This window comes from Arthrobacter sp. P4_F10 (assembly GCF_056401435.1).
Genome location: NZ_JBFUJJ010000010.1, coordinates 88,730 through 107,615, shown reverse-complemented (window position 1 = coordinate 107,615; position 18,886 = coordinate 88,730). Strand labels below are relative to the sequence as shown.

The following is an 18,886-nucleotide window of genomic DNA, read 5'->3' as shown; positions in this document are numbered from 1 at the left end:
TTGGGATGCAAAACGCCCCACCCAGGGGTGCTTGTGTCCCTCCGATGGGTTCCCACCCGGGGGAAGTCTGAAGCCGATCCGCGATTGCCTTCATCTGTCTAATGTTGGCTTCATTCTGAAAATGGACATTCGTGAAAAAGCCGGCAACGCCTACGACGATTGCCGCTACGACCGCCAGAGCGATCTCTCCTCGACGCCCCATATCCTGCCCAGCCCCCTCAGTAAACCCGACGCTACCTGCCGCGTTCCTGCTGCCCCGGTGGTCAGGCCGGCAATTGAACGCCAGTATAGGACCAAGCCGGTGTGTCCTCCGCGGAGGCGGTCCCTTAGCGGGTGATGGCGAGGGGCTTCACAGGCACCACACACGACACCCGCACGAAGGGCACGTCTCGTGCTCCCGCCACGCGGTTGTTCCTGCCGGTGTCATCGCACCAGTCAATGTTGTAAGGCACTGCGGTTACGGCGGCATCCCCCACGGCGGTCCGGGCGGGTACGACAAACGTGTAACTGAACCCACCGGCGTCGTTCATGGCGGAGGTGGTGTTGACGACTTCGGCCCCTGTTGCGTCGGTGACGCTCACCTGGATTCGTGCGTTCTTGCCGTAGCGGGGATTGCAGTCGGCGTCCGGCGCTGCCACCGTCACGCTTTGCCCCGGTTTGGCTTCCGTCGGGGTCAGCGAATAGGCGGGCGGTAAACACGGCGGCGCCCCGCCCGTGGTGGACGAGCACCCCGAGGTCGCGGCAACCAGCACCAGTGCCCCAATCGTGGCACAGATCGCGGAGCGCCCTTCACGGTCCTTCAGGTGAAAAGCCATGCCGTCAGTGTCGCTGGTACACCGGCAAACCCCCACTGTTGTCCCGAATTCGTACCGCAATTGTTGCCGGAGTGTGCCATGACCCATTTGAGCCGCCGCCCGCATGGCAACAACTCCCCCACTGCCGGGTCGGGCCTATGATCGGGCCATGGGATCACCCGGAATTTCCCGACGCAGCCTGCTGGGGCTCGGCGCCGTGGCAGCGGCGTCGGTCGCGGGGTGCGCCGGCCCGGGCGCGTCCAGCCAGGAGCCGCCAGCCGCACCCATCGCCATGCGCAGCGGCAGCTTCACCTCACGGTTCCGGCCGCAGGAACCCACGGGCTGGTCACTGGCCGTACCCGGATCCACCGGCGGCGGACCCTCCGGCCCCTGGCCCGTTGCCCTGTTCCTGCACGGAACGGGCGCGGACCACCGCATGGTCTTCGACGAGTTGGACGCGGGCGGCGTCCTGGCCCGGCATGTGGCCCGGGGAGGGACGCCTTTCGCGATCGCTGCCATCGACGGAGGCGAATCGTGGTGGCATCGCCGGGAATCCGGAACAGACACGCAGGCCATGCTGGTGGAGGAATTCCTCCCCCTGCTGGCCGGCCGGGGCGCCGACACCGGCAGGCTCGCCGTGTTCGGCCTGTCGATGGGCGGCTTCGGCGCCCTGCTCCTGGCCTCCCAGCACCGCGTCCCCGGGCTCCGCGCCGTCGCCGCGATGAGCCCCGCCGTCTGGAGCCTGTACGACGCCGGCCGGTCCGACAACTTCGACAGCGCCGCGGACTTTGCGGCCAACGACATCTTTGCCCTCCGGCCGGAGCTGGAGCCGCTGCCGAAACGGATCGACTGCGGCACGGCGGACAACCTGCTCTTCAGCGTCAAGGACTACGTGAAGGACCTTCCAGGTGAACACGAGGGAGGCTTCCAGGCTGGCGGCCACGACGGCGGCTACTGGCGCTCCATCCTCCCGGATGTCCTCGCGTTCCTGGGCAAGAACCTGACTTGACGCCGGCGGCGAGCGCGCGAAGAGCGCCCGGCAGCGCGTGCCCGCCGTCGGCTGACTGCGCCCATCACGCGCATACAGAGCGCCCAGTAGGCTACTCCCACGGCGAGTGAGACTGCTACGGCCAGCGCGGGGCTTATCCCGGCCAGCGGCGGATAGACCACCCAGTGGACCAGGTACGCGTAGAGGGAGGCGCTGGCCAGCACCACCGTGAGGCGGCGGAGGCCCTTGGGCACCGGGACGCTGGGCAGCCAGATGAGCAGCAGGATTCCGACGAGGAGCGTGCACTCCCGGCCCGGGTTCTCGAAGAACCCCGGAACGGTCAGTGCCGCAATGACCGAGACAATGCAACGCTGGGCTACGGTCCGGGACCGCGCAATGGCCCAACCCAACGCGAAGAGCCACAGTGCAGGAGCGGTGTGCGGCACTCCGGGGTTCACCAGCTCAAAGCGGGTCAAAAGCCCCGCGCCGGTCAGCGCCAGCGGAAAGAGCAAAGGGAAGCGCCGCTCGGCGCGGTCCGCCCACGGAATGGCCAGCAGCGCCGTCGCCCCCACAAGCAGGTAGACAAGAATTTCGATGAACCAGAAGTGCCACTGGGTGGTCACCGCCTCCGGCCCCAGGATGGCGTTGAGCAGCAGGATATTGGCGGGCGCGTAGTTGTCGGTGATCAGGTAGGCCACCGCGATGAACGCCATGCTCGGCACCACGATTCTTGCCACGCTGCCCAGCTGCCGCTTCAGCCGCGGCACCCGTTTCCCGGAGAGCTGGAAGCGGGCGAAGTTGTAGCCGGCCACGGCCATGAGTACGTGGGCGGCACCCTGCCAACTGAACAGGCCGACGTGTGTGCTTACGATCAGGACGATCCCCACGGCCCGCAGCACGATGCTCGTTTCGACCGGCGCAAAGAACCGTCGACGCTTCCGGACCGGTGCGGTACGCGGCCGCGGCTCCAAGTCCCTGACCGGAGTCACGTGCCAGTCCGGCGGGAGGTGGCCCAGGGCTTGTTCCAGGCGGACCGACGCGGCCACGTAGGACAGTGAGTCCCCGCCCAGGGAGACGAAGGTGTCGCCGTCGCCGATCTCGGCGCACTCCAGGGCGTCCTCGAAGATCTTCCGGACGCTGTCCGGCGCGCCGCTAACGCTCGCGGCCTCAGGTGCTGCCACGGCTTTAAGCCGGGACAGGGCCAGGACGGCCTGGTAGTCCAGTTTGCCCGTGGCCAGGCGCGGGAGATGTTCGACGGCGTGCACCTCGAGGGCCGCGCGCGGCAACCCCATCCCCTGTGCCAGGACCTTGCCCAGCAGGTGCGCGTCGTGGTCGCCTTCCACGGCGACGACGACGCCGTCGTCCGTTCCGGCACTGGCAGCCTGCACACCGAGGTCGGCCAGGAGCCGCTCCACCTGCCCCAGGTCAACGCGAAGTCCCACGATCTTGACGAACCGGCTGCGCCGCCCCACCACTTCGTAGACGCCCGCCGGGTGTAGCCGGGCGAGGTCGCCGGTGCGGAGCTCGGTAATGGCGCGGCCCGCGGCGAGATCCGCCGGGCTTTCGGCGTAGCCGAGCATGACGTTGGGACCGGTGTAGACGAGCTCGCCGTGTTCCAACCCCGGCACCGGGTCGATCCTGAACGAACCGCCCGGCACCGGAATGCCCACCGCGCCCGGGACCTCCGCCGCCAGTTCCGGAGGGAGGTACGCCATCCGGGCCGTCGCCTCGGTCTGGCCGTACATGACGAAGAAGTCCCAGCCGTTTCGGCGGCCCAGTTCCGCATATTTCCTCACCGATTCCGGCGCCATTCGGCCCCCGGCCTGGGTGACGTAGCCCAGGCTGGGCAGGTCCATGTCCTCGAACCCGATTCGCTCCAGCAGTTCAAAGGTGTACGGAACGGCCGCGAAGGACGTGGCCCCACGCTGTCGAAAGAGCTCCCAGAAGCACGGATCAACCACGGAAAAGTCGGTCAGGACCAGCCCGGCACCGCGGAGCAGGTGGCTGTTGATCACAGACAACCCGTAACAGTAGGACATGGGCAGTGTCGTCGCGGCACGGTCCTCCGGGCCGATTTTCAGGTACTCGGAAATCGACTCGGCGTTGGACTGCAGGTTTGCATGGGAGAGGCGGACGAGCTTAGGCGAGCCCGTGGATCCGGACGTGCTGAGCAGGAGTGCCAGGTCCGGGTGCAGTTCGTGCCGTGTACCGGCCCGGCGCTCGTCCAGCAGGAGTTGGCCGTTGCCGGCCCGGACGACGACGTCGGGGTCGTAGGCCGCAACGAGGGATTCCAGGGCGGCCGGTTTGTCTTCGGGCAACAGGATCAGGGGGTGGCCGCCTACGAGCGCCGCCAGGTAGGCAACCAGCGAATCGACGTCGTTGGCTGCCGAAAGCGCCACGAGGCGCCGCGTGGTGCCGAGGCGCAGGGCGAAGGCATCGACGCAATCCGCCAGCTCCCGGTACGTCATTGCCAGGGTGTCGGTCAGGATGGCAGGGCTGTCCCCGTAGCTCGCAAGATCGGCGGCAAAGGGCACCCGCATGAAATCAAGCTGCTGCGTGGTCACCCGGACGATGTTATTAGATTAGGCTTGCCTAAGCCAAATTAGGGCATGAAAGGTTTGCGTAATCGCCCGGAGTGGGTATCCTCCTTATTTAGGTTCACCTAAGTACGGGTTTCTTCAGCATCGTCGCTCGAGGAACCCGCACGTACAACGGCCCACACGCTTCCGCCTCAACCGCACGTTCCACCCGACCGATCCAAGGAAATCCCCTATGCCCAGTTTCACCCTGCCCAAAACCGCTCCCCGGTTCCGGAAGACACTTGCGCTGGTTGCGGCGGTAACCGCCGCTCCCCTGGCCCTCGCCGGCTGCATGGCCAACTCAAAGACCCCGGGAGCAGCCGCCGGACCGATCCAGGTCACCAGCACCCAGACCGAATGCAAGGTCTCGGCCAACCAGGTCGCCAGCGGCAATCTGACGTTCGCCGTCAAGAACGAAGGCCCCCAGGCCGCCGACTTCTACCTTCTGGCCGAGGACGGACTCCGGGTCATCGGCGAAGTGGAGAATATCGGCCCCGGCCTGAGCCGCAATCTGGTGGTCACCGCGGCCGCCGGCAAGTACACCACGTCCTGCAAGCCCGGAATGCAGGGCGACGGCATTCGCGCCGGCTTCGACGTCACGGACTCCGGCAGCAGCCCCGCCGTCGACGCCAATGTTCAGGAGCTGCTGGACACCGGCACCCGCCAGTACTCCGCCTACGTCAAGGACCAGACCGACCAGCTGGTGGACGGGACGAAGGCGTTCGCCGCGGCTTACGCTGCTGGAGATGCCGCGAAGGCCCGCGGGCTCTATGCCGCCACCCGTATGCACTGGGAGCGCATCGAGCCGGTTGCCGAGTCGTTCGGGGATCTCGACCCCAAGCTCGATGCCCGCGAGGCCGACCTCGAACCCGGCCAGGAATGGACGGGCTGGCACCGGGCCGAGAAGGACCTGTTCCCGCCGGCCAGCTACACCCCGCAGACAAAGGCGGAGCGTGCCGCCATCGCCACGCAGCTCGTTGCCGACACCGAGGACCTGGCCAAGCGGACCCGCACCGTGGAGCTCACCGCGGACAAGATCGGGAACGGCGCCAAGGAGCTCCTGGACGAAGTAGCCACCGGCAAAGTCACCGGGGAGGAAGAAATCTGGTCCCACACCGATCTCTGGGACTTCCAGGCCAACGTTGACGGAGCAAGGATCGCCTTCGAAAGCCTGAAGCCCGTGCTGCAGCAGAAGGACCCGGCCCTGTCCGAGGCGCTCGAGGCCAAGTTCGCAGCCCTGCAGGCCGGGCTCAAGCAGCACTCCACCGGCGAAGGCTTCGCGTACTACAACGAGCTCAGCCAGACCGAAGTCCAGCAGCTCGCCGCCCTGGTCGATGCCCTGGGCGAACCGCTCGCCAAGCTCACGTCGGCAGTGGTCCTGTGAGCGGCTGCCCCTTCGGCGGCACCCCCGGCCAGACGCCCGACGGCGGCACCCCCGAATCAGCTAACGCACCGGAATCAGCCAAGGCAGCAGGAGCAGCGGCCACGCCAGCACCGCCGGCAGCCTCCGGTCCGGGAAAGGGCCGGCTGTCCCGCCGCGGGCTCCTGTCCCTCGCAGGTGCCGGCGGCGCGGGCGCCGTCGCCGGCCTGGCGGCGGGCTTCCTCAGCCACGACGCCGTGGCGGCAGCGGCCGCGCCGCTGGCAGCGCCCGGCGACATCATCCCGTTCCATGGTGACCGCCAGGCAGGCATCGTCACACCGGCCCAGGACCGCCTTCACATTGCAGCGTTCGACGTCGTCACGGAGGACCGCGCGGAGCTCATCCGGCTCCTGAAGGACTGGACCGCCGCCGCCGCGGCGATGACCGCGGGACGCAGCACCGGCAGCAGCGGCGCCGTCGACGGCCCCTATGACGCCCCGCCCGAGGACACGGGCGAGGCCCTGGACCTGGGGGCCGGCAAACTCACGCTTACCTTTGGGTTCGGCCCCGGCCTGTTCGAGAAGGACGGCAAGGCCCGCTTCGGACTCCAGGGGCGCCGCCCGGACGCACTGATCGACCTGCCGCACTTCCCCGGCGACGACCTGGAGCCCGGACGCACCGGCGGCGACATCGTGGTGCAGGCCTGCGCCGACGACCCCCAGGTGGCAGTCCATGCCATCCGGAACCTGGCCCGCATCGGATTCGGGCAAACGCGCGTGCGCTGGTCCCAACTGGGCTTCGGCCGGACATCTTCCACGTCACGGTCCCAGACCACCCCGCGGAACCTCTTCGGCTTCAAGGACGGCACCAACAACCTCAAAGCCGAGGACACCGCCTTGTTGGACGAGCACGTGTGGGCGGGCCGGGGAACGCGACCGGAAGAGGGCTGGATGGCCGGCGGCACGTACCTTGTGGCGCGCCGGATTCGGATGCACATCGAAATCTGGGACCGCACCTCGCTGCGCGAACAGGAGGCCCTGATCGGGCGCACCAAGGGCGCCGGGGCCCCGCTCTCCGGCGGCGAGGAATTCACCGCCCCCGACTTCGAGATCCAGGGGCGCAGCGGGGAACCACTGATCCCGCTGGACGCCCACGTCAGGCTCGCGCACTCGAGCCAGAGCGACGGCGTCAAGATGCTCCGGCGCGGCTACAACTACACCGACGGCTCGGACGGCCTGGGGCACCTCGACGCCGGACTGTTCTTCATCGCCTTCGTCACAGACCCGAGGACCCACTACGTGCCCATGCAGCTGGCCATGGCGAAGGAGGACACACTGGCCCTGGAATACCTCAAACACACCGGCTCGGGCCTGTTTGCGGTTCCCCCGGGAACCAGGGCGGGGGGCTTCATCGGCGAAGGGCTCTTCGCATGACGGCGGCCCTCACCGATGCCGGCAGTCCGCCCGGAACCGAGGGAACAGGCCAACCCACCGGCACGGAGCTTCCGGGACCCGGCATCGGCGGGCCGGTACGACCAACGGCCACGTCCACTCTGAAACTCGTGCTGCTGGGAGTGGGGTGCTCGGCGGCGTGGCTGGCGTCCGTACTGGTCGGCGGGTTCCTGGACCCCGGGCCGGAGATCCACCGGATTGCCCTCGCGGGCCACATCCTTGCCCTCGTGCTGTCCTTCGGAGCCATCTTGGTGCTCGACTGGGTGGGTTTGCTGTGGCTTCTGGGCCGCCGCGACGTCCACGACACCCGGCGGCTCGATTCCGCCGCGCAACCGCTGATCTGGGGCGGGCTGGCCATCCTGCTCATCTCCGGGGCATTGCTGCACCCCGATCTGTCCAGCCCTCCGACGCAGATCAAACTCGTCAGCATCCTGGTCCTCATGCTCAACGGGCTGGTCCTGACCAAAACCATGAAGCAACTGCACCAACTGCCGCCGGAAACCTTGTTCACGGCGGTGGCGGCCGGGCTGCGGGCGCGCTTGCTCGCGGCTTTGTGCATCTCTCAAACCTGCTGGTGGACGTCCGTGCTGGTAGGACTGCTCAACAGCACGCTGCGGCGCTGGACGGGAGCCTGACGCCGGCGAGTCCGTCGGCTACCGCGCGGGCGGGAACGTCCGGCTGTGGCGGTTCTCAGCCACAGGCGGATCGAATCTGGTGTCTTCCAGCGTCGCTCCGTCGTCGAGCCAGCGGCGGTTGGTGTAAAAACTGATGGCCCGATTGTTGCTTTTCTCCACCCACAGAAACGCCCGCTCATAGCCGAGTTCGATGAACTTTTGTTCTGCGGCCGCAAACAGGACGGAGCCTGCGCCCTGCGCCCAGCAGTCCGGATGCACATTGATCGCGTGGAGCTGACCGGTTCCCTGATCCGAGTCGCCGGCAGCAGGACCGAGGATGGCGAAGCCCACAACCTGGTTGCCGCTTTGGACGACGAGGTGGTGCGTCCCTTCCTTGGGCTCCAGGATGTTTCGGCGCCAGGCAGACGCCGCCCGCCCGACGTCGAGACCGTCAAGATACTCATCGGTCATGACTCCACGGTAAGTGGCCCRCCAAGCCGCAACATGGACCTCGGCCAGCCGTGCGGCGTCGTCTTCGGTCGCGGCCCTGACGCTGATGTCCGGAGTGGTCATGGTGGCGAATCTATCAAGTGAGGTCACCGATGCCGTGCGGCGCGCACCAGGCGGCGGGCGAAATGGCTGATGACGAGGACGCTGACCGCGGCAAGGAGCCACGTGCCTGCCGCCCCAAGGACCGGGCCGCTCGTGCAGGTGCTGACGGCGCCCGACTCCGCCGTGTAGTCGATGCACTCACCTGTCCGAGAGCCGATTAGAAAAGCGTCGACGGCGATCACCAGCAGAATGGCCACTGCCCAGGGCCACCACTTGGGCGGGCGCAGCTGAGGCGCTTCCTCCACGGCACACCCTCCGCATCTCGATTATTGAGCTACTCCGTTGAGCACTTGGCAGACATCACAGCACGAATCGGTTGCTCTGGCGAGACACATGCATCGCTCGCTGAATCTGGAATCAACTCGCGGGACGTTTAGGCCCGCGAAATGGCGCCAGCAGTTTGGTTTCGCCCATCGCGGGAAGAGGTGGCGCTGCGGGGATTTCGAGGAGCTCCAGCGTCCTCCCGGTAACATCCGGAATGCGTTGGAGAGCCGGATAGAAGTGTGGGTCGGTGATGTGTCCGTCAAACAAGACCGAGGTACCGCCGGCGTTCACCAGTACTTCTGTCATGCAGGCGCCGACGTCGGTGCGCGCCAAGCGGTTGGCCGGATGCAGGGATTCGCAAATTGCCTCCACTTCCGGATCCTGTTCGGTGCCGAAAACAAAGCATGCCGCAGCAATCCGGTCGTTCCTGATGACGAACATACTCCGGGACGGATCCAGTTCTTCCTGGATCATGGGTCTACATTCGGCGAGAAGGCTAGTGCGCACCCCGGTGGCGCCCATGACGCGTGAACAACTTCATACATTGTCGTCCACGCTTCCGTCAGTTGATCCAGCCTTAGCCGGTCACCGGTGCGGATGTCGTCGCGGCGGTTTTCGAGTGCCCATCGGCGCACCCCAATGCTTGAGGTGTCGATCCGCTCAGGCGGGCACACTTGGTAGCGCACGGCGCCGAGTGACGTGTAGAACTCGTGGGTAGGCGTGCCCGGATGGGCTTTGACCAACAGCGGCATCGAACGACGAGTTTTGATGGAGTTCACCAGAGCCGACCCGATGCCGTGCCGGCGGAATGGCTCAGTGATGAACACGAGCACAGGGTCCCGAGTCGGGTGGATTCGGTTGGTGGCCGAGCCAACGATTCCCGCTGGCTCTCCGTTATTCTTGGCCACCAGCGATGATCCTCCGACACGCCATTCGCCGGCCCGGGCCCATGGCGCGTCGGCTGCGAAGCGCTCCGCGTCAGCGACCGTCGCAGGATCGATCACCAGATTGTTTCCTCGTCCGGCCAGCATCTTGGCAGCCTAGTAGCTTGAAGTTGCGGCTTCCGGGCGGGACATTACATGGAACCCATGACGCCGGTCAGACGGTTCGGTGCTGAAAATCGTACAGGAGAGGTCGTTTGCGAATGGTTCAGCCGACGCCGACGTTGCAAGGGTCTGCGCAGATGCGCCCAACGCGGTGATCACACCGCTTTGGCACTAGTATTTTCGGCGTTCCCGGTAGTGGTTGAGGACCCTAAGGAATTCATCGGCTGACAGCCCTTCTAGGGTTAATCCAAATACGCCCCCGCGTCCTACGAAGAGCTTCGCGACGAGTTCCGGGTCGGATGGCGATTCGGCGAGGAGCCAGCGGGCGAAATTTGGCGTGAGGTGTTGGAGATGCCTGCACCGTTCATGCATCTCGTCCCCAGCGCTGTAGCCGGTGCCGATCACCAGACTATGCTGCCGACTGCGCTGGATCGTGCGGAGTGCCTCTCCTACGAGCAGGACATCCTCGACCGCCGGCAGCGAATACTTCTCCGCGGCCAAATCTGTAAGGCCGACGGATTCGGTCAGTCCAAATGCCCCGTATGCGTCCAGAATAATGTCATAGTTTTCGGGCCTGAACACGATGAAATCGCGGATAAAGCGCTCGCCTGAAAACGTGGTCCGGAAGAGGCGCACAAAACCCTCGGTGGCCCCGTGCCGATATGTGGGGCTTGGGTTCGGCTTGCCGTCGTGCCGGCTAATCCTCATCGCGGCGGCGAATGGCCCGTCGGACTGCAAGTCCTGGTCGAAGACCCAAAGCGTTTCCGTTGAAAAATTGCCGAAAAATTTGAGGCCCTCTGCTATTTGTGCGCGCTCATGGGCGCGCTCAAAGTCCCTTATCCTCGCTGTGGACAGCGCGGCTTCGCGGCGGCGCTCTTCCGTGAATCCGAGAGCCAAAAGTCTTTCCTGGGGAATAGCGGCCGACCGCTCGGCCGCCAGTCGGTCCGCGACCTCCGTTTTCAGCCGGTGGTCCTCCCACGCGCGTTCAGCCAATTCCGCAAGGATCCGGGTCCGCTCTCCATTTAGCTCCTCCATGGACCTGATCCTAAAGGCCCTTTCCTCCGAAATGGCCGACAGCCGTCCTTTGGCGGCGTCGACAATCTCGAGTTTGCACGCAAATGGCAGCACACGCGGCATTGCCACCGTCCCGCTTGAGGAACCCAATCCCGGGCTTTTTGAGGCCGTGCCGAGCGCGGTACTCTGCACTTACACCTCTGTTTGCCTCCCCCGGCCATGACGAGCCGCATCGACCTCCGCGGCCCGGAAGAGTCCAGCAGAATCGTTTCTTGGAAGGTCCACGCCATGTCAGATTCCGATCTTTCAGCCCTCCGGGAGCGGGCTGCCCACGGCGACAACGACGCAATCGGAGAACTCATCGAGCTTGCCGCGGAGCGGGAAGACTTCGAAGAGTTACGGCGTCTTGCCGACAGCGGAAGCAGGGACGCTGAGGATCAGCTTGTTGAACTTGCAGCAGAGAAGGAAGACTTCGAAGAGCTTCGGCGTCTGGCATCCGCCGGCAATACGGACGCGGCCGAAGTGCTGGCCGAACTCACTGAGTAAGCACTCCCGTGCAACGGCAGGATCTCCACGGCCGAACGTGACTACGTCAATAATCGCTGGAGCATCTATGCTGCGCTGAGTCGCAAACGCGGCATCGACACTGGGGGTTTGAAATTGGATCTTGGCTTGCTCGTTGCGGTTCTTTACTGGGCCTTTCCCGTGGCGGCGGTATTCGTTCTGGCGCGAACCGTGTTCCGGCTGAACACTTTCCTGAAGTTGCGGATCGCGCAGCTTCGCGCGGAGGCCGCGGTTGCTGAAGCAGCCGAACTCCCGCACTAACCAGTTCGCCGGCTGGATCGCATATCGGTGGATAGCTCAGGTCCGTCATCCATCGGCTTTTACGAGGCTCTTGGGTTCACAGCCGATCGCGTTGGCGACTTTCCCGACTACCCGGGTTTCACCCTTGACCATCGGGTCGGACAGAGCGTGCGATAGATTGCACTCATCCCGGCGACGACGCGGGCAATGGAGGGGGACCATTGAAAGCATCAAAAGAGAAGCAGCACCCGACGCAGGCTGGCCGTCCGGACTCCGCCCGTCGAGACAGAACGCACCGCTCGGCGTCGGGCCGTCCCGTGGCCGTAGCCGTATGGGCCGGTGCAGCCGGCACCCTGTGCTGGCTGCTGGCCAGCGGAGAAACCCGGGCCGCGGTGGACGCCGCACCCTGGCTGGTGCTGGTGTCCTGGTTCGTCTACGTAGCCCAGTGGCTGCCATGCCTGCGCGTCGATGGCGACGGCTTTGCGCTGATCAACGGCCTCCGCGACCACCGGATACCTTTCGATACGGTCCAGGACGTCGAGGTCCGCTATGCCGTAGCAGTCCGGGCCGCCGGCAAGAAGTATGTGAGCTGGGGCGCTCCTACCCCGCCGGGCTCGTTCGAATCCGGATTCGAACATGTCAGCGATCTAAAGAGCCGGCCGCACAGCATTCTCCCAAGCAATGAACGACTCAACCAGCCCGCGGTGACCACCGGACGTGACGAGATCGCCCAGGCGTGGCAGGACGCCCGCGCCGCCGGGCTCCGCTCCTCCGACGGCACAGTAACCACAACATGGAACCGCCCGATGATCGCCCTCGGCGTCGCGGCGCTCCTCTGGGTGATCGCGGCCCAGCTGTTCTAGACCGAGCGGTACCGGAGTGAGCCGGGAATCTCGCCCCGGGCCCCCAGGCCTTCCCCGTAGGCGAACCGTGCCCACAGCGCCCGCATCGCCCGGCCGTGCGCATTGATCTCGTCCCAGGTGGCGCCCGCCAGCAGGCCGGCACCCTCCCATGTCCGTTGGTGGCCGAACAACAGCGGCAGATCAACCGTGTGCGCGGCGCCGTAGAGATTTCCCGGTGCGCGCCAGGACAGCACGTAGCTGTGGGCCCGCCCTCCCGCGCGCACATGCCGCCTGGCAAACTGCCTGGCTGCCTTGCCGTACACGAGTTCCGTGACCACCCAGGTGACTGTCTTGAGTACTGCGCTGCCGACCACGGGAATCCTCGCCACTCGGCTCAGGTACGGGCTTCGCGGCAGAAACAGCCGGGCTTCTTCGGCTGTGTGGCCGATCAGGATGTCGATCCCCGGCGCAGCCGCATTCCAGGCCCCGTCGAGCTCGGATTCCTCGGGCAGGGGTGAATGCCCGTACTGGATCCCGAACGGCATGGCAGCCATCAGCCCGAACTTCCTCGCCGCCCGCGCAACATCTTCTTCGCGGGCGACGACGTCCATCGCCGGAGTAGTGGCGGTGACCGCTTCCGCGGCGACACCCATGGCGGCGTTCATCTTTTCCCGTCCCCGGGTAATACCCAGCGGGGCACTTTGAATGATGGCCCGCTGGAACAGCGACGCCGCGCCCGGCGTCGCCATGAGGTGAGCGACGGCGTCGCCCCCGGCGGATTGCCCGAACGCGGTGACCCTGCCCGGATCGCCGCCGAACGATGCGATGTTGCGCTGCACCCACTGGAACGCCTCGATCTGATCCAGCAGGCCCAAATTGGCGGGCCGGCCGGTGCTGGTGGACAAATATCCGAAGAGGCCCAGCCGGTAGGTCACCGAGACGACGATCACCCGGGTTTCGGCAACCAGCGCCGAAGGGTCGAAGATCGCCAGATCCCCCGATCCGGACGTGTAGGAGCCGCCATGCAGCCACACCATCACCGGCAGCCGCTCATCGTCGTCGAGATCGGCGGGCACGGTGATGGACAGCCGTTGGCAATCCTCGCTGCCTGGAAGTTCGCCGTAGCGGGTGCCGAGCACGTCGTCCAGGAAGGGCACCGGGGCCTGCGGGCACGCCGGGGACAGGGATGTCGCCTCGAGCATCTCGGACCAGTCAGTTGCCGGCGCAGGCGGCTGAAACCGATCGGCTGTGGCGTAGGGAATGCCGGTGGCACGCACGACGGCGCCGTCGCGCCATCCGGTGACCGGGCCACACGGCGGGTCGAAGGCAAGGCTCACAGTCATACCGGTTTAGCTGTTCTTCAGCAGGGCAACATCGGAGACAAGTTCAATGTGCTCGAGCATCGCCGCCGCCGCCGCCGCCGAATCCCGGGACCTGATCGCGTCGGCGATCTTGCGGTGGGAGGCGAGCGACTGCTCGGGCCGGCCGGGCTGTGCGAGGGATTCGAGGCGCGTTTCCAGGACCATTCCGGCAATGAAGGTCATCAGCTGGGCCAAGACCGCCGAGTGGGCCGCGCCAGTTACAGCCTGGTGGAACAGCTCGTCGCCACGCGCACCCCGGCCGCCCGAAGTGACTTCTGCCGTCATGGCTTCTAGGGCGTGATCGATGGCGTTCATGTCCTGCTCGGTGCGCCTGGCCGCGGCCAGCTCGGCAAGTTTGACCTCCAGCGTGCTCCGCGCTTCAACGATCTCGGGTAGACGGCTGCGGTGCTCGCGGAGGCCTTTGATCACGGAGGGAACGTTGGGCCGGTAGACCAGCACCGCTCCGGTGCCGTGCTGGACGTCGATCACGCCGAGCACTTCGAGAGCCACCAGGGCCTGCGCCAGGGTTGCCCGCGAAACCCCCAGCCGCTCGGCAAGCTCCCGCTCAGCCGGCAGCGTGTCGCCGGGACCCAGCTCGGCGGACTCGATGAAGTCCATGATCTGCTCCACCAGCTGCTCATAGAGCCGGGGCCGCGAAACGCGGGAAATCTGATGCGTTGCCGCCTGCTTTGCCATGCTCGTCCTTCCAGCCTGTTCTGACCCTAAGACTACCGGAGAACTATTGACAAAGACACCTAGTGTCTAGGAGGCTAGGCCACTAAGCCAGTCAGTGAACCACTTCGATCCGGAGGAACAACGATGTCCGCTCCCGTCCTGTCCATCATCATCCTGGCGCTGATGTTCCTTCTGGCCACGGTGCTGCCGCTCAACATGGGTGCCTTGGCCTTTGTGGGTGCCTTCCTGCTGGGCTCCGTGGTGCTGGGGATGTCCACCAACGACATCCTGGCCAACTTCCCCGGCGGCCTGTTCCTGACCATCGTCGGGGTCACCTACCTGTTCGCCATCGCGCAGAACAACGGCACCATCGACCTGCTGGTGCGGGGCGCCGTTCGGCTGGTCGGCAGCAAGGTGGCCCTGATCCCGTGGGTCATGTTCGCCATCACCGCGGTGATTACCGCCGTCGGCGCCCTCTCCCCGGCCGCCGTGGCCATCATCGCGCCGATCGCCCTGAGCTTCGCCGCCAAGCATAAAATCAATCCGCTCATGATGGGCATGATGGTGGTCCACGGCGCGCAGGCCGGCGGCTTCTCCCCCATCGCCGTCTATGGCGTCACCGTCAACAGCATCATTGCCAAGACGGAGCTGGATGCAAATCCCATGGCAATCTTCCTGGCCAGTTTCCTCTTCAACCTGGGCATCGCGCTGGTGCTGTTTGTCGTCCTCGGCGGCGGCAAACTGCTGTCCACCCCGGGCGGGCGATTGGTGGAGCAGGCCGCAGAAAAGCGCATGTCCGTCAGCGTCGGTGCCCGGGCGGCCGGCGTCACGCTGCAGGGCTCCGGCTCCGACATCTCCGCCGCCGGCGTCTCGGCCAAAGGCACCTCGGGCGGCTCCGGTGCATCCCCGGCGGCCGGTCCCGCCGGGGCCGGCGCGCATCCGGCCAACGGCGCACGTGCGTCCCTGCCCCAGCTCATCACCATCCTGGGTCTGGTCGCCCTGGCTGTCATCTCGCTCGGATTCAAAGTGGATGTCGGCTTCGTTTCGATCACCATCGCAATCGTCCTCGCCCTCGTGTCCCCCGCAGCGCAGAAGGGCGCCGTCAACAAGATCAGCTGGTCCACCGTCCTGCTCATCTGCGGCATGCTCACCTTCGTGGGCGTCCTCGAAGAGGCCGGCACCATCGCATTCGTATCCGGCGGGGTGGCGGACCTTGGCATGCCCCTGCTCGCCGCCCTGCTGATCTGCTACATCGGCGCCATCGTCTCGGCCTTCGCCTCCTCCACCGCCATCCTCGCGGCCCTCATTCCACTGGCGGTGCCGTTCCTGGCCACCGGCGAGGTCGGCGCAGTCGGCGTGATCGCCGCCCTGGCCGTGGCCTCCACGATCGTGGATGTGTCCCCGTTCTCCACCAACGGCGCCCTGGTCCTGGCCAACGCGCCGGAGGACGTGGACAAGGACAGGTTCTACAAGGAGATCCTGGCGTACAGCGGCATTGTGGTCGCCGTCGGGCCGGCCATCGCCTGGCTGGTCATGGTGGTCCCCGGCTGGATGTGACCGCTGGATGTAGCCGGCAATCCAACCAGCGCTCAAGCACACCGCACGCACCCGCAATGACCGACCAGAGAAGGAACACGCCAATGAGCACCGAACCCACGCCCGACGCCGAAGGCCCCCTGACCGGCTATCTCGTGGTGGACCTGAGCCGAGCCCTCGCCGGCCCGCATGCCGGGATGATGCTGGCTGACCTCGGCGCGCGGGTGATCAAGGTGGAGAACCCCGGCACCGGGGACGACACCCGCGGCTGGGGCCCGCCGTTCGTGGGCCCGGAGGATGATCCGCAGGCCACGTACTTCCTGTCCTGCAACCGGAATAAGGAATCCATTGCCTTGGACTTGAAGAGCGACGACGGGCGGGCAGTGCTGCGTGAGCTGGTGGGGCGCGCCGATGTGGTCATCGAGAACTTCCGTCCCGGCGTCCTGGACCGGCTCGGGTTCTCGGCAGCGGAGATGCATGCCCTGAATCCGGCCCTGGTGGTCCTCTCCATCACGGGATTCGGGCACGACGGGCCCGAATCCCGGCGCAGCGGCTACGACCAGATCCTCCAGGGCGAGGCCGGGCTGATGTCCCTGACCGGGTCCGGGCCGGACGATCCGCAACGCGTCGGGGTCCCCATCGCCGACCTCCTCGCCGGCATGTACGGGGCGTTCGGCACCCTGGCCGCGCTGCTGCAGCGGGAGCGCACCGGCCAGGGCCAGATCGTCCGCACCTCCCTGCTCGCGGCGCTGATCGGAGTCCACGCCTTCCAGGGCACCCGGGCAACCGTTGCGGGGGAAATCCCGAAGGCCCAGGGCAACCACCACCCCTCGATTGCCCCGTACGGCCTGTTCCACTGCCGGCAGGGCCGGGTACAGATCAGCGTGGGAAGCGAAAAGCTCTGGAGCACGTTCGCCTCGACATTCGGCATCGACGCCGCGCGGCCGGAGTTCGCCACCAACGCGGACCGCGTGCGCAACCGCGAGAAAGTCATCGAGGAAGTGGAGCGGGTGTTCTCCGATTTCGAGGCTGAGCCGCTGCTCACCAAACTTAACGACGCCGGCATCCCGGCCGGCAAGGTCAGAACCTTGGACGAAGTCTACGAATGGGACCAGGTCCACTCGCAGGGCCTGGTGATCGATGTCGACCACAAAATCCTCGGTACCGTGAGCCTGCCGGGCCCGCCGCTGCGGTTCTTCAGCCCCGCCGGCACCGCAGAAACCACGCTGAAGACCCACACCGCACCGCCGCTGCTGGACCAGGAAGGGGAGCAGATCAGGCGGTGGCTCGGGCTGACAGCCGCCCCCGGAGCCGGCACGGGCACAGGAGCCCGCACGGCCACGGGATCCGGCACAGCCACAGGTGCAGGCCAGGAAGGCCACCCGGCATGCTGACCCAGCAGAAAGTCCGGCATCTGGACGCCGCCGAACTCATCGCCGCGGTGCTCGACCCCGGCTCCTACCGGAGCTGGGACGCGCCCATCGTGGACCCCGATCCCGGCCCCGAGTACCGGCAGGAACTGGCCGCCGCCCGGGCAAAGACCGGCGTGGACGAATCCGTCCTCACAGGCGTTGGCCTCATCCGCGGCCGCCGGGTCGCCGTCATCATCAGCGAGTTCCGGTTCCTCGCCGGCTCCATCGGCCAGGCCGCGGCCGAACGGATCGTCAACGCCGTCGAACGGGCCACCCACGAAGGACTGCCCCTCCTCGCCGGCCCTGCCTCGGGCGGCACCCGCATGCAGGAAGGAACCATCGCGTTCCTCTCCATGGTCAAGATCGGCGCCGCCGTCCGCACCCACCGGCAGTCCGGGCTGCCCTACCTGGTCTACCTGCGGCATCCCACCACGGGTGGCGTCATGGCCTCCTGGGGATCCCTCGGCCACATCACCGCCGCCGAGCCCGGAGCCCTGCTCGGCTTCCTCGGACCCCGGGTCTACGAGGCCCTCCACGGCACCCCGTTCCCGGAAAACGTCCAGACCGCCGAGAACCTCTTCGACAAAGGACTGATTGACGCGGTGGTCCCGCCCCGGCAACTGTCCGACGTCGTCGACCGTGCCTTGAGCATCCTGGTCACCGGCCCCCACGCACCGATCTCCGCGCCCGCGACCCTGTCCGTGGAGCCGTCCGGCGCCGGCGCCTGGGAGTCGATCGGCATCTCCCGCGATCCCCGCCGCCCGGATGTGCGGCAACTGCTGGCGTATGGCGCCCGGGACGTGCTCCCGCTCAACGGCACCGGACAGGGCGAAAAGGACCCCGGCCTCCAGCTGGCCCTGGCCCGATTCGGCCAGCAATCCTGCGTAGTCATCGGCCACACCCGGCCCAGGCCCTCCCGCACGGCGGCATCGGGACAGTCGGCGATGGGGCCGGCGTCCCTCCGGGAGGCCCGGCGCGGCATGCGCCTGGCCGAGGAACTCCGGCTGCCGCTGCTCACCATCATCGACACCGCCGGCGCCGCCCTGTCCCAAGAGGCCGAGGAAGGCGGCCTGGCCGGCGAGATCGCCCGCTCCCTCCACGACCTGATCGGCCTCAACGCGCCCACGGTGTCCGTGCTGCTCGGACAGGGAGCCGGCGGCGGGGCACTGGCCCTCCTGCCCGCGGACCGCACCATCGCGGCCCAGCACGCCTGGCTCTCCCCGCTCCCGCCCGAAGGCGCCAGCGCCATTGTCCACCGGAACACGGATTTCGCCCCGGGCATGTCTGAGGCCCAGGGCGTCAACGTCGCATCCCTCCACGCCAACGGACTCGTGGAGCACATCGTGGATGAACGCCCCGATGCCGCCGACGAGGCGCAGGCCTTCTGCCGGCGCCTCGGCCGGGCCATCGAATACGAACTCGCCACGCTCGCCAGCGCCGGAGTCAACGAACTCCTCCCCCGGCGCCTGGCGAAGTACCGCAACCTGGGCAGCGTCCTTGGCGCCGCTGCCGGAACGCCGTCGTCCGGTTGAGG

At 66.8% G+C, this 18,886-nt stretch carries 18 protein-coding genes; 9 read left to right on the top strand and 9 right to left on the bottom strand.

The features are described from left to right. Positions 1-326: 326 nt before the first annotated feature. A complete protein-coding gene (locus AC1DR1_RS12995) occupies positions 327-815 on the bottom strand; it encodes a hypothetical protein (protein ID WP_229994047.1) in 489 nt (162 codons plus the stop codon). A 148-nt stretch (positions 816-963) separates the two neighbouring features. Between AC1DR1_RS12995 and AC1DR1_RS12990 the strand changes: the two genes are divergently transcribed. Then, entirely contained in the window at positions 964-1,803 is an 840-nt protein-coding gene (locus AC1DR1_RS12990) for an alpha/beta hydrolase (protein ID WP_229994046.1), read from the top strand. Here AC1DR1_RS12990 and AC1DR1_RS12985 read toward each other — a convergent pair. Further along, complete coding sequence (locus AC1DR1_RS12985; protein WP_229994065.1) at positions 1,746-4,322, bottom strand: AMP-binding protein; 2,577 nt, start codon at positions 4,320-4,322, stop codon at positions 1,746-1,748. The two genes, AC1DR1_RS12990 and AC1DR1_RS12985, sit on opposite strands and share 58 nt — an antisense overlap. A 232-nt stretch (positions 4,323-4,554) precedes the next feature. Between AC1DR1_RS12985 and efeO the strand changes: the two genes are divergently transcribed. The 3 genes from efeO to AC1DR1_RS12970 are packed head-to-tail and all read left to right on the top strand — an operon-like array spanning position 4,555 to position 7,807. Continuing rightward, positions 4,555-5,745 (top strand): iron uptake system protein EfeO, encoded by a 1,191-nt coding sequence (gene efeO / locus AC1DR1_RS12980; protein ID WP_229994045.1) that lies wholly within the window; start codon positions 4,555-4,557, stop codon positions 5,743-5,745. Then, entirely contained in the window at positions 5,742-7,154 is a 1,413-nt protein-coding gene (gene efeB, locus AC1DR1_RS12975) for an iron uptake transporter deferrochelatase/peroxidase subunit (protein WP_229994044.1), read from the top strand. The genes efeO and efeB overlap by 4 nt, the downstream gene beginning before the upstream one ends. Then, positions 7,151-7,807, top strand: coding sequence for a hypothetical protein (locus AC1DR1_RS12970; RefSeq protein ID WP_229994043.1), 657 nt, complete (start codon positions 7,151-7,153; stop codon positions 7,805-7,807). Before efeB ends, AC1DR1_RS12970 begins: the two co-directional genes overlap by 4 nt. 18 nt (positions 7,808-7,825) lie before the next feature. On the opposite strand, the gene AC1DR1_RS12965 is transcribed toward AC1DR1_RS12970, so the two are convergent. The 5 genes from AC1DR1_RS12965 to AC1DR1_RS12945 all read right to left on the bottom strand — a co-directional run bounded on the left by AC1DR1_RS12965 (position 7,826) and on the right by AC1DR1_RS12945 (position 10,743). After that, positions 7,826-8,359 carry an N-acetyltransferase family protein gene (locus AC1DR1_RS12965; RefSeq protein ID WP_476992697.1) on the bottom strand — a complete coding sequence of 178 codons (534 nt, stop codon included), beginning with the start codon at positions 8,357-8,359 and terminating at the stop codon, positions 7,826-7,828. A 23-nt stretch (positions 8,360-8,382) separates the two neighbouring features. Next, complete coding sequence (locus AC1DR1_RS12960) at positions 8,383-8,643, bottom strand: hypothetical protein (protein WP_476966352.1); 261 nt, start codon at positions 8,641-8,643, stop codon at positions 8,383-8,385. Between the two features lie 112 nt (positions 8,644-8,755). Beyond that, entirely contained in the window at positions 8,756-9,136 is a 381-nt protein-coding gene (locus tag AC1DR1_RS12955; protein ID WP_476992696.1) for a hypothetical protein, read from the bottom strand. Beyond that, a complete protein-coding gene (locus AC1DR1_RS12950) occupies positions 9,133-9,693 on the bottom strand; it encodes a GNAT family N-acetyltransferase (protein ID WP_476992695.1) in 561 nt (186 codons plus the stop codon). Before AC1DR1_RS12950 ends, AC1DR1_RS12955 begins: the two co-directional genes overlap by 4 nt. A 186-nt stretch (positions 9,694-9,879) precedes the next feature. Then, entirely contained in the window at positions 9,880-10,743 is an 864-nt protein-coding gene (locus AC1DR1_RS12945) for a hypothetical protein (protein ID WP_476992694.1), read from the bottom strand. Between the two features lie 267 nt (positions 10,744-11,010). Here AC1DR1_RS12945 and AC1DR1_RS12940 point away from each other — a divergent pair, with 267 nt between their 5' ends. After that, entirely contained in the window at positions 11,011-11,268 is a 258-nt protein-coding gene (locus AC1DR1_RS12940) for a hypothetical protein (RefSeq protein ID WP_476992693.1), read from the top strand. A gap of 479 nt (positions 11,269-11,747) precedes the next feature. Further along, positions 11,748-12,389, top strand: a complete 642-nt coding sequence (locus AC1DR1_RS12935; protein WP_476992692.1) for a hypothetical protein — start codon at positions 11,748-11,750, stop codon at positions 12,387-12,389. Here the strand turns inward: AC1DR1_RS12935 and AC1DR1_RS12930 are convergent. Then, positions 12,386-13,711 carry a carboxylesterase family protein gene (locus AC1DR1_RS12930; RefSeq protein WP_229994038.1) on the bottom strand — a complete coding sequence of 442 codons (1,326 nt, stop codon included), beginning with the start codon at positions 13,709-13,711 and terminating at the stop codon, positions 12,386-12,388. The two genes, AC1DR1_RS12935 and AC1DR1_RS12930, sit on opposite strands and share 4 nt — an antisense overlap. 6 nt (positions 13,712-13,717) lie before the next feature. Further along, on the bottom strand, positions 13,718-14,425 hold the full coding sequence (locus tag AC1DR1_RS12925; protein WP_229994037.1) for a FadR/GntR family transcriptional regulator: 708 nt from the start codon (positions 14,423-14,425) through the stop codon (positions 13,718-13,720). A gap of 123 nt (positions 14,426-14,548) precedes the next feature. Here AC1DR1_RS12925 and AC1DR1_RS12920 point away from each other — a divergent pair, with 123 nt between their 5' ends. From AC1DR1_RS12920 to AC1DR1_RS12910, 3 genes are all read left to right on the top strand, one after another. Next, positions 14,549-15,961, top strand: coding sequence for an SLC13 family permease (locus tag AC1DR1_RS12920; protein WP_229994036.1), 1,413 nt, complete (start codon positions 14,549-14,551; stop codon positions 15,959-15,961). A gap of 83 nt (positions 15,962-16,044) precedes the next feature. Further along, positions 16,045-17,334, top strand: a complete 1,290-nt coding sequence (locus AC1DR1_RS12915; protein ID WP_229994035.1) for a CaiB/BaiF CoA transferase family protein — start codon at positions 16,045-16,047, stop codon at positions 17,332-17,334. Further along, a complete protein-coding gene (locus AC1DR1_RS12910; protein WP_476992691.1) occupies positions 17,328-18,884 on the top strand; it encodes a carboxyl transferase domain-containing protein in 1,557 nt (518 codons plus the stop codon). Before AC1DR1_RS12915 ends, AC1DR1_RS12910 begins: the two co-directional genes overlap by 7 nt. The last annotated feature ends 2 nt before the right edge of the window (positions 18,885-18,886 follow it).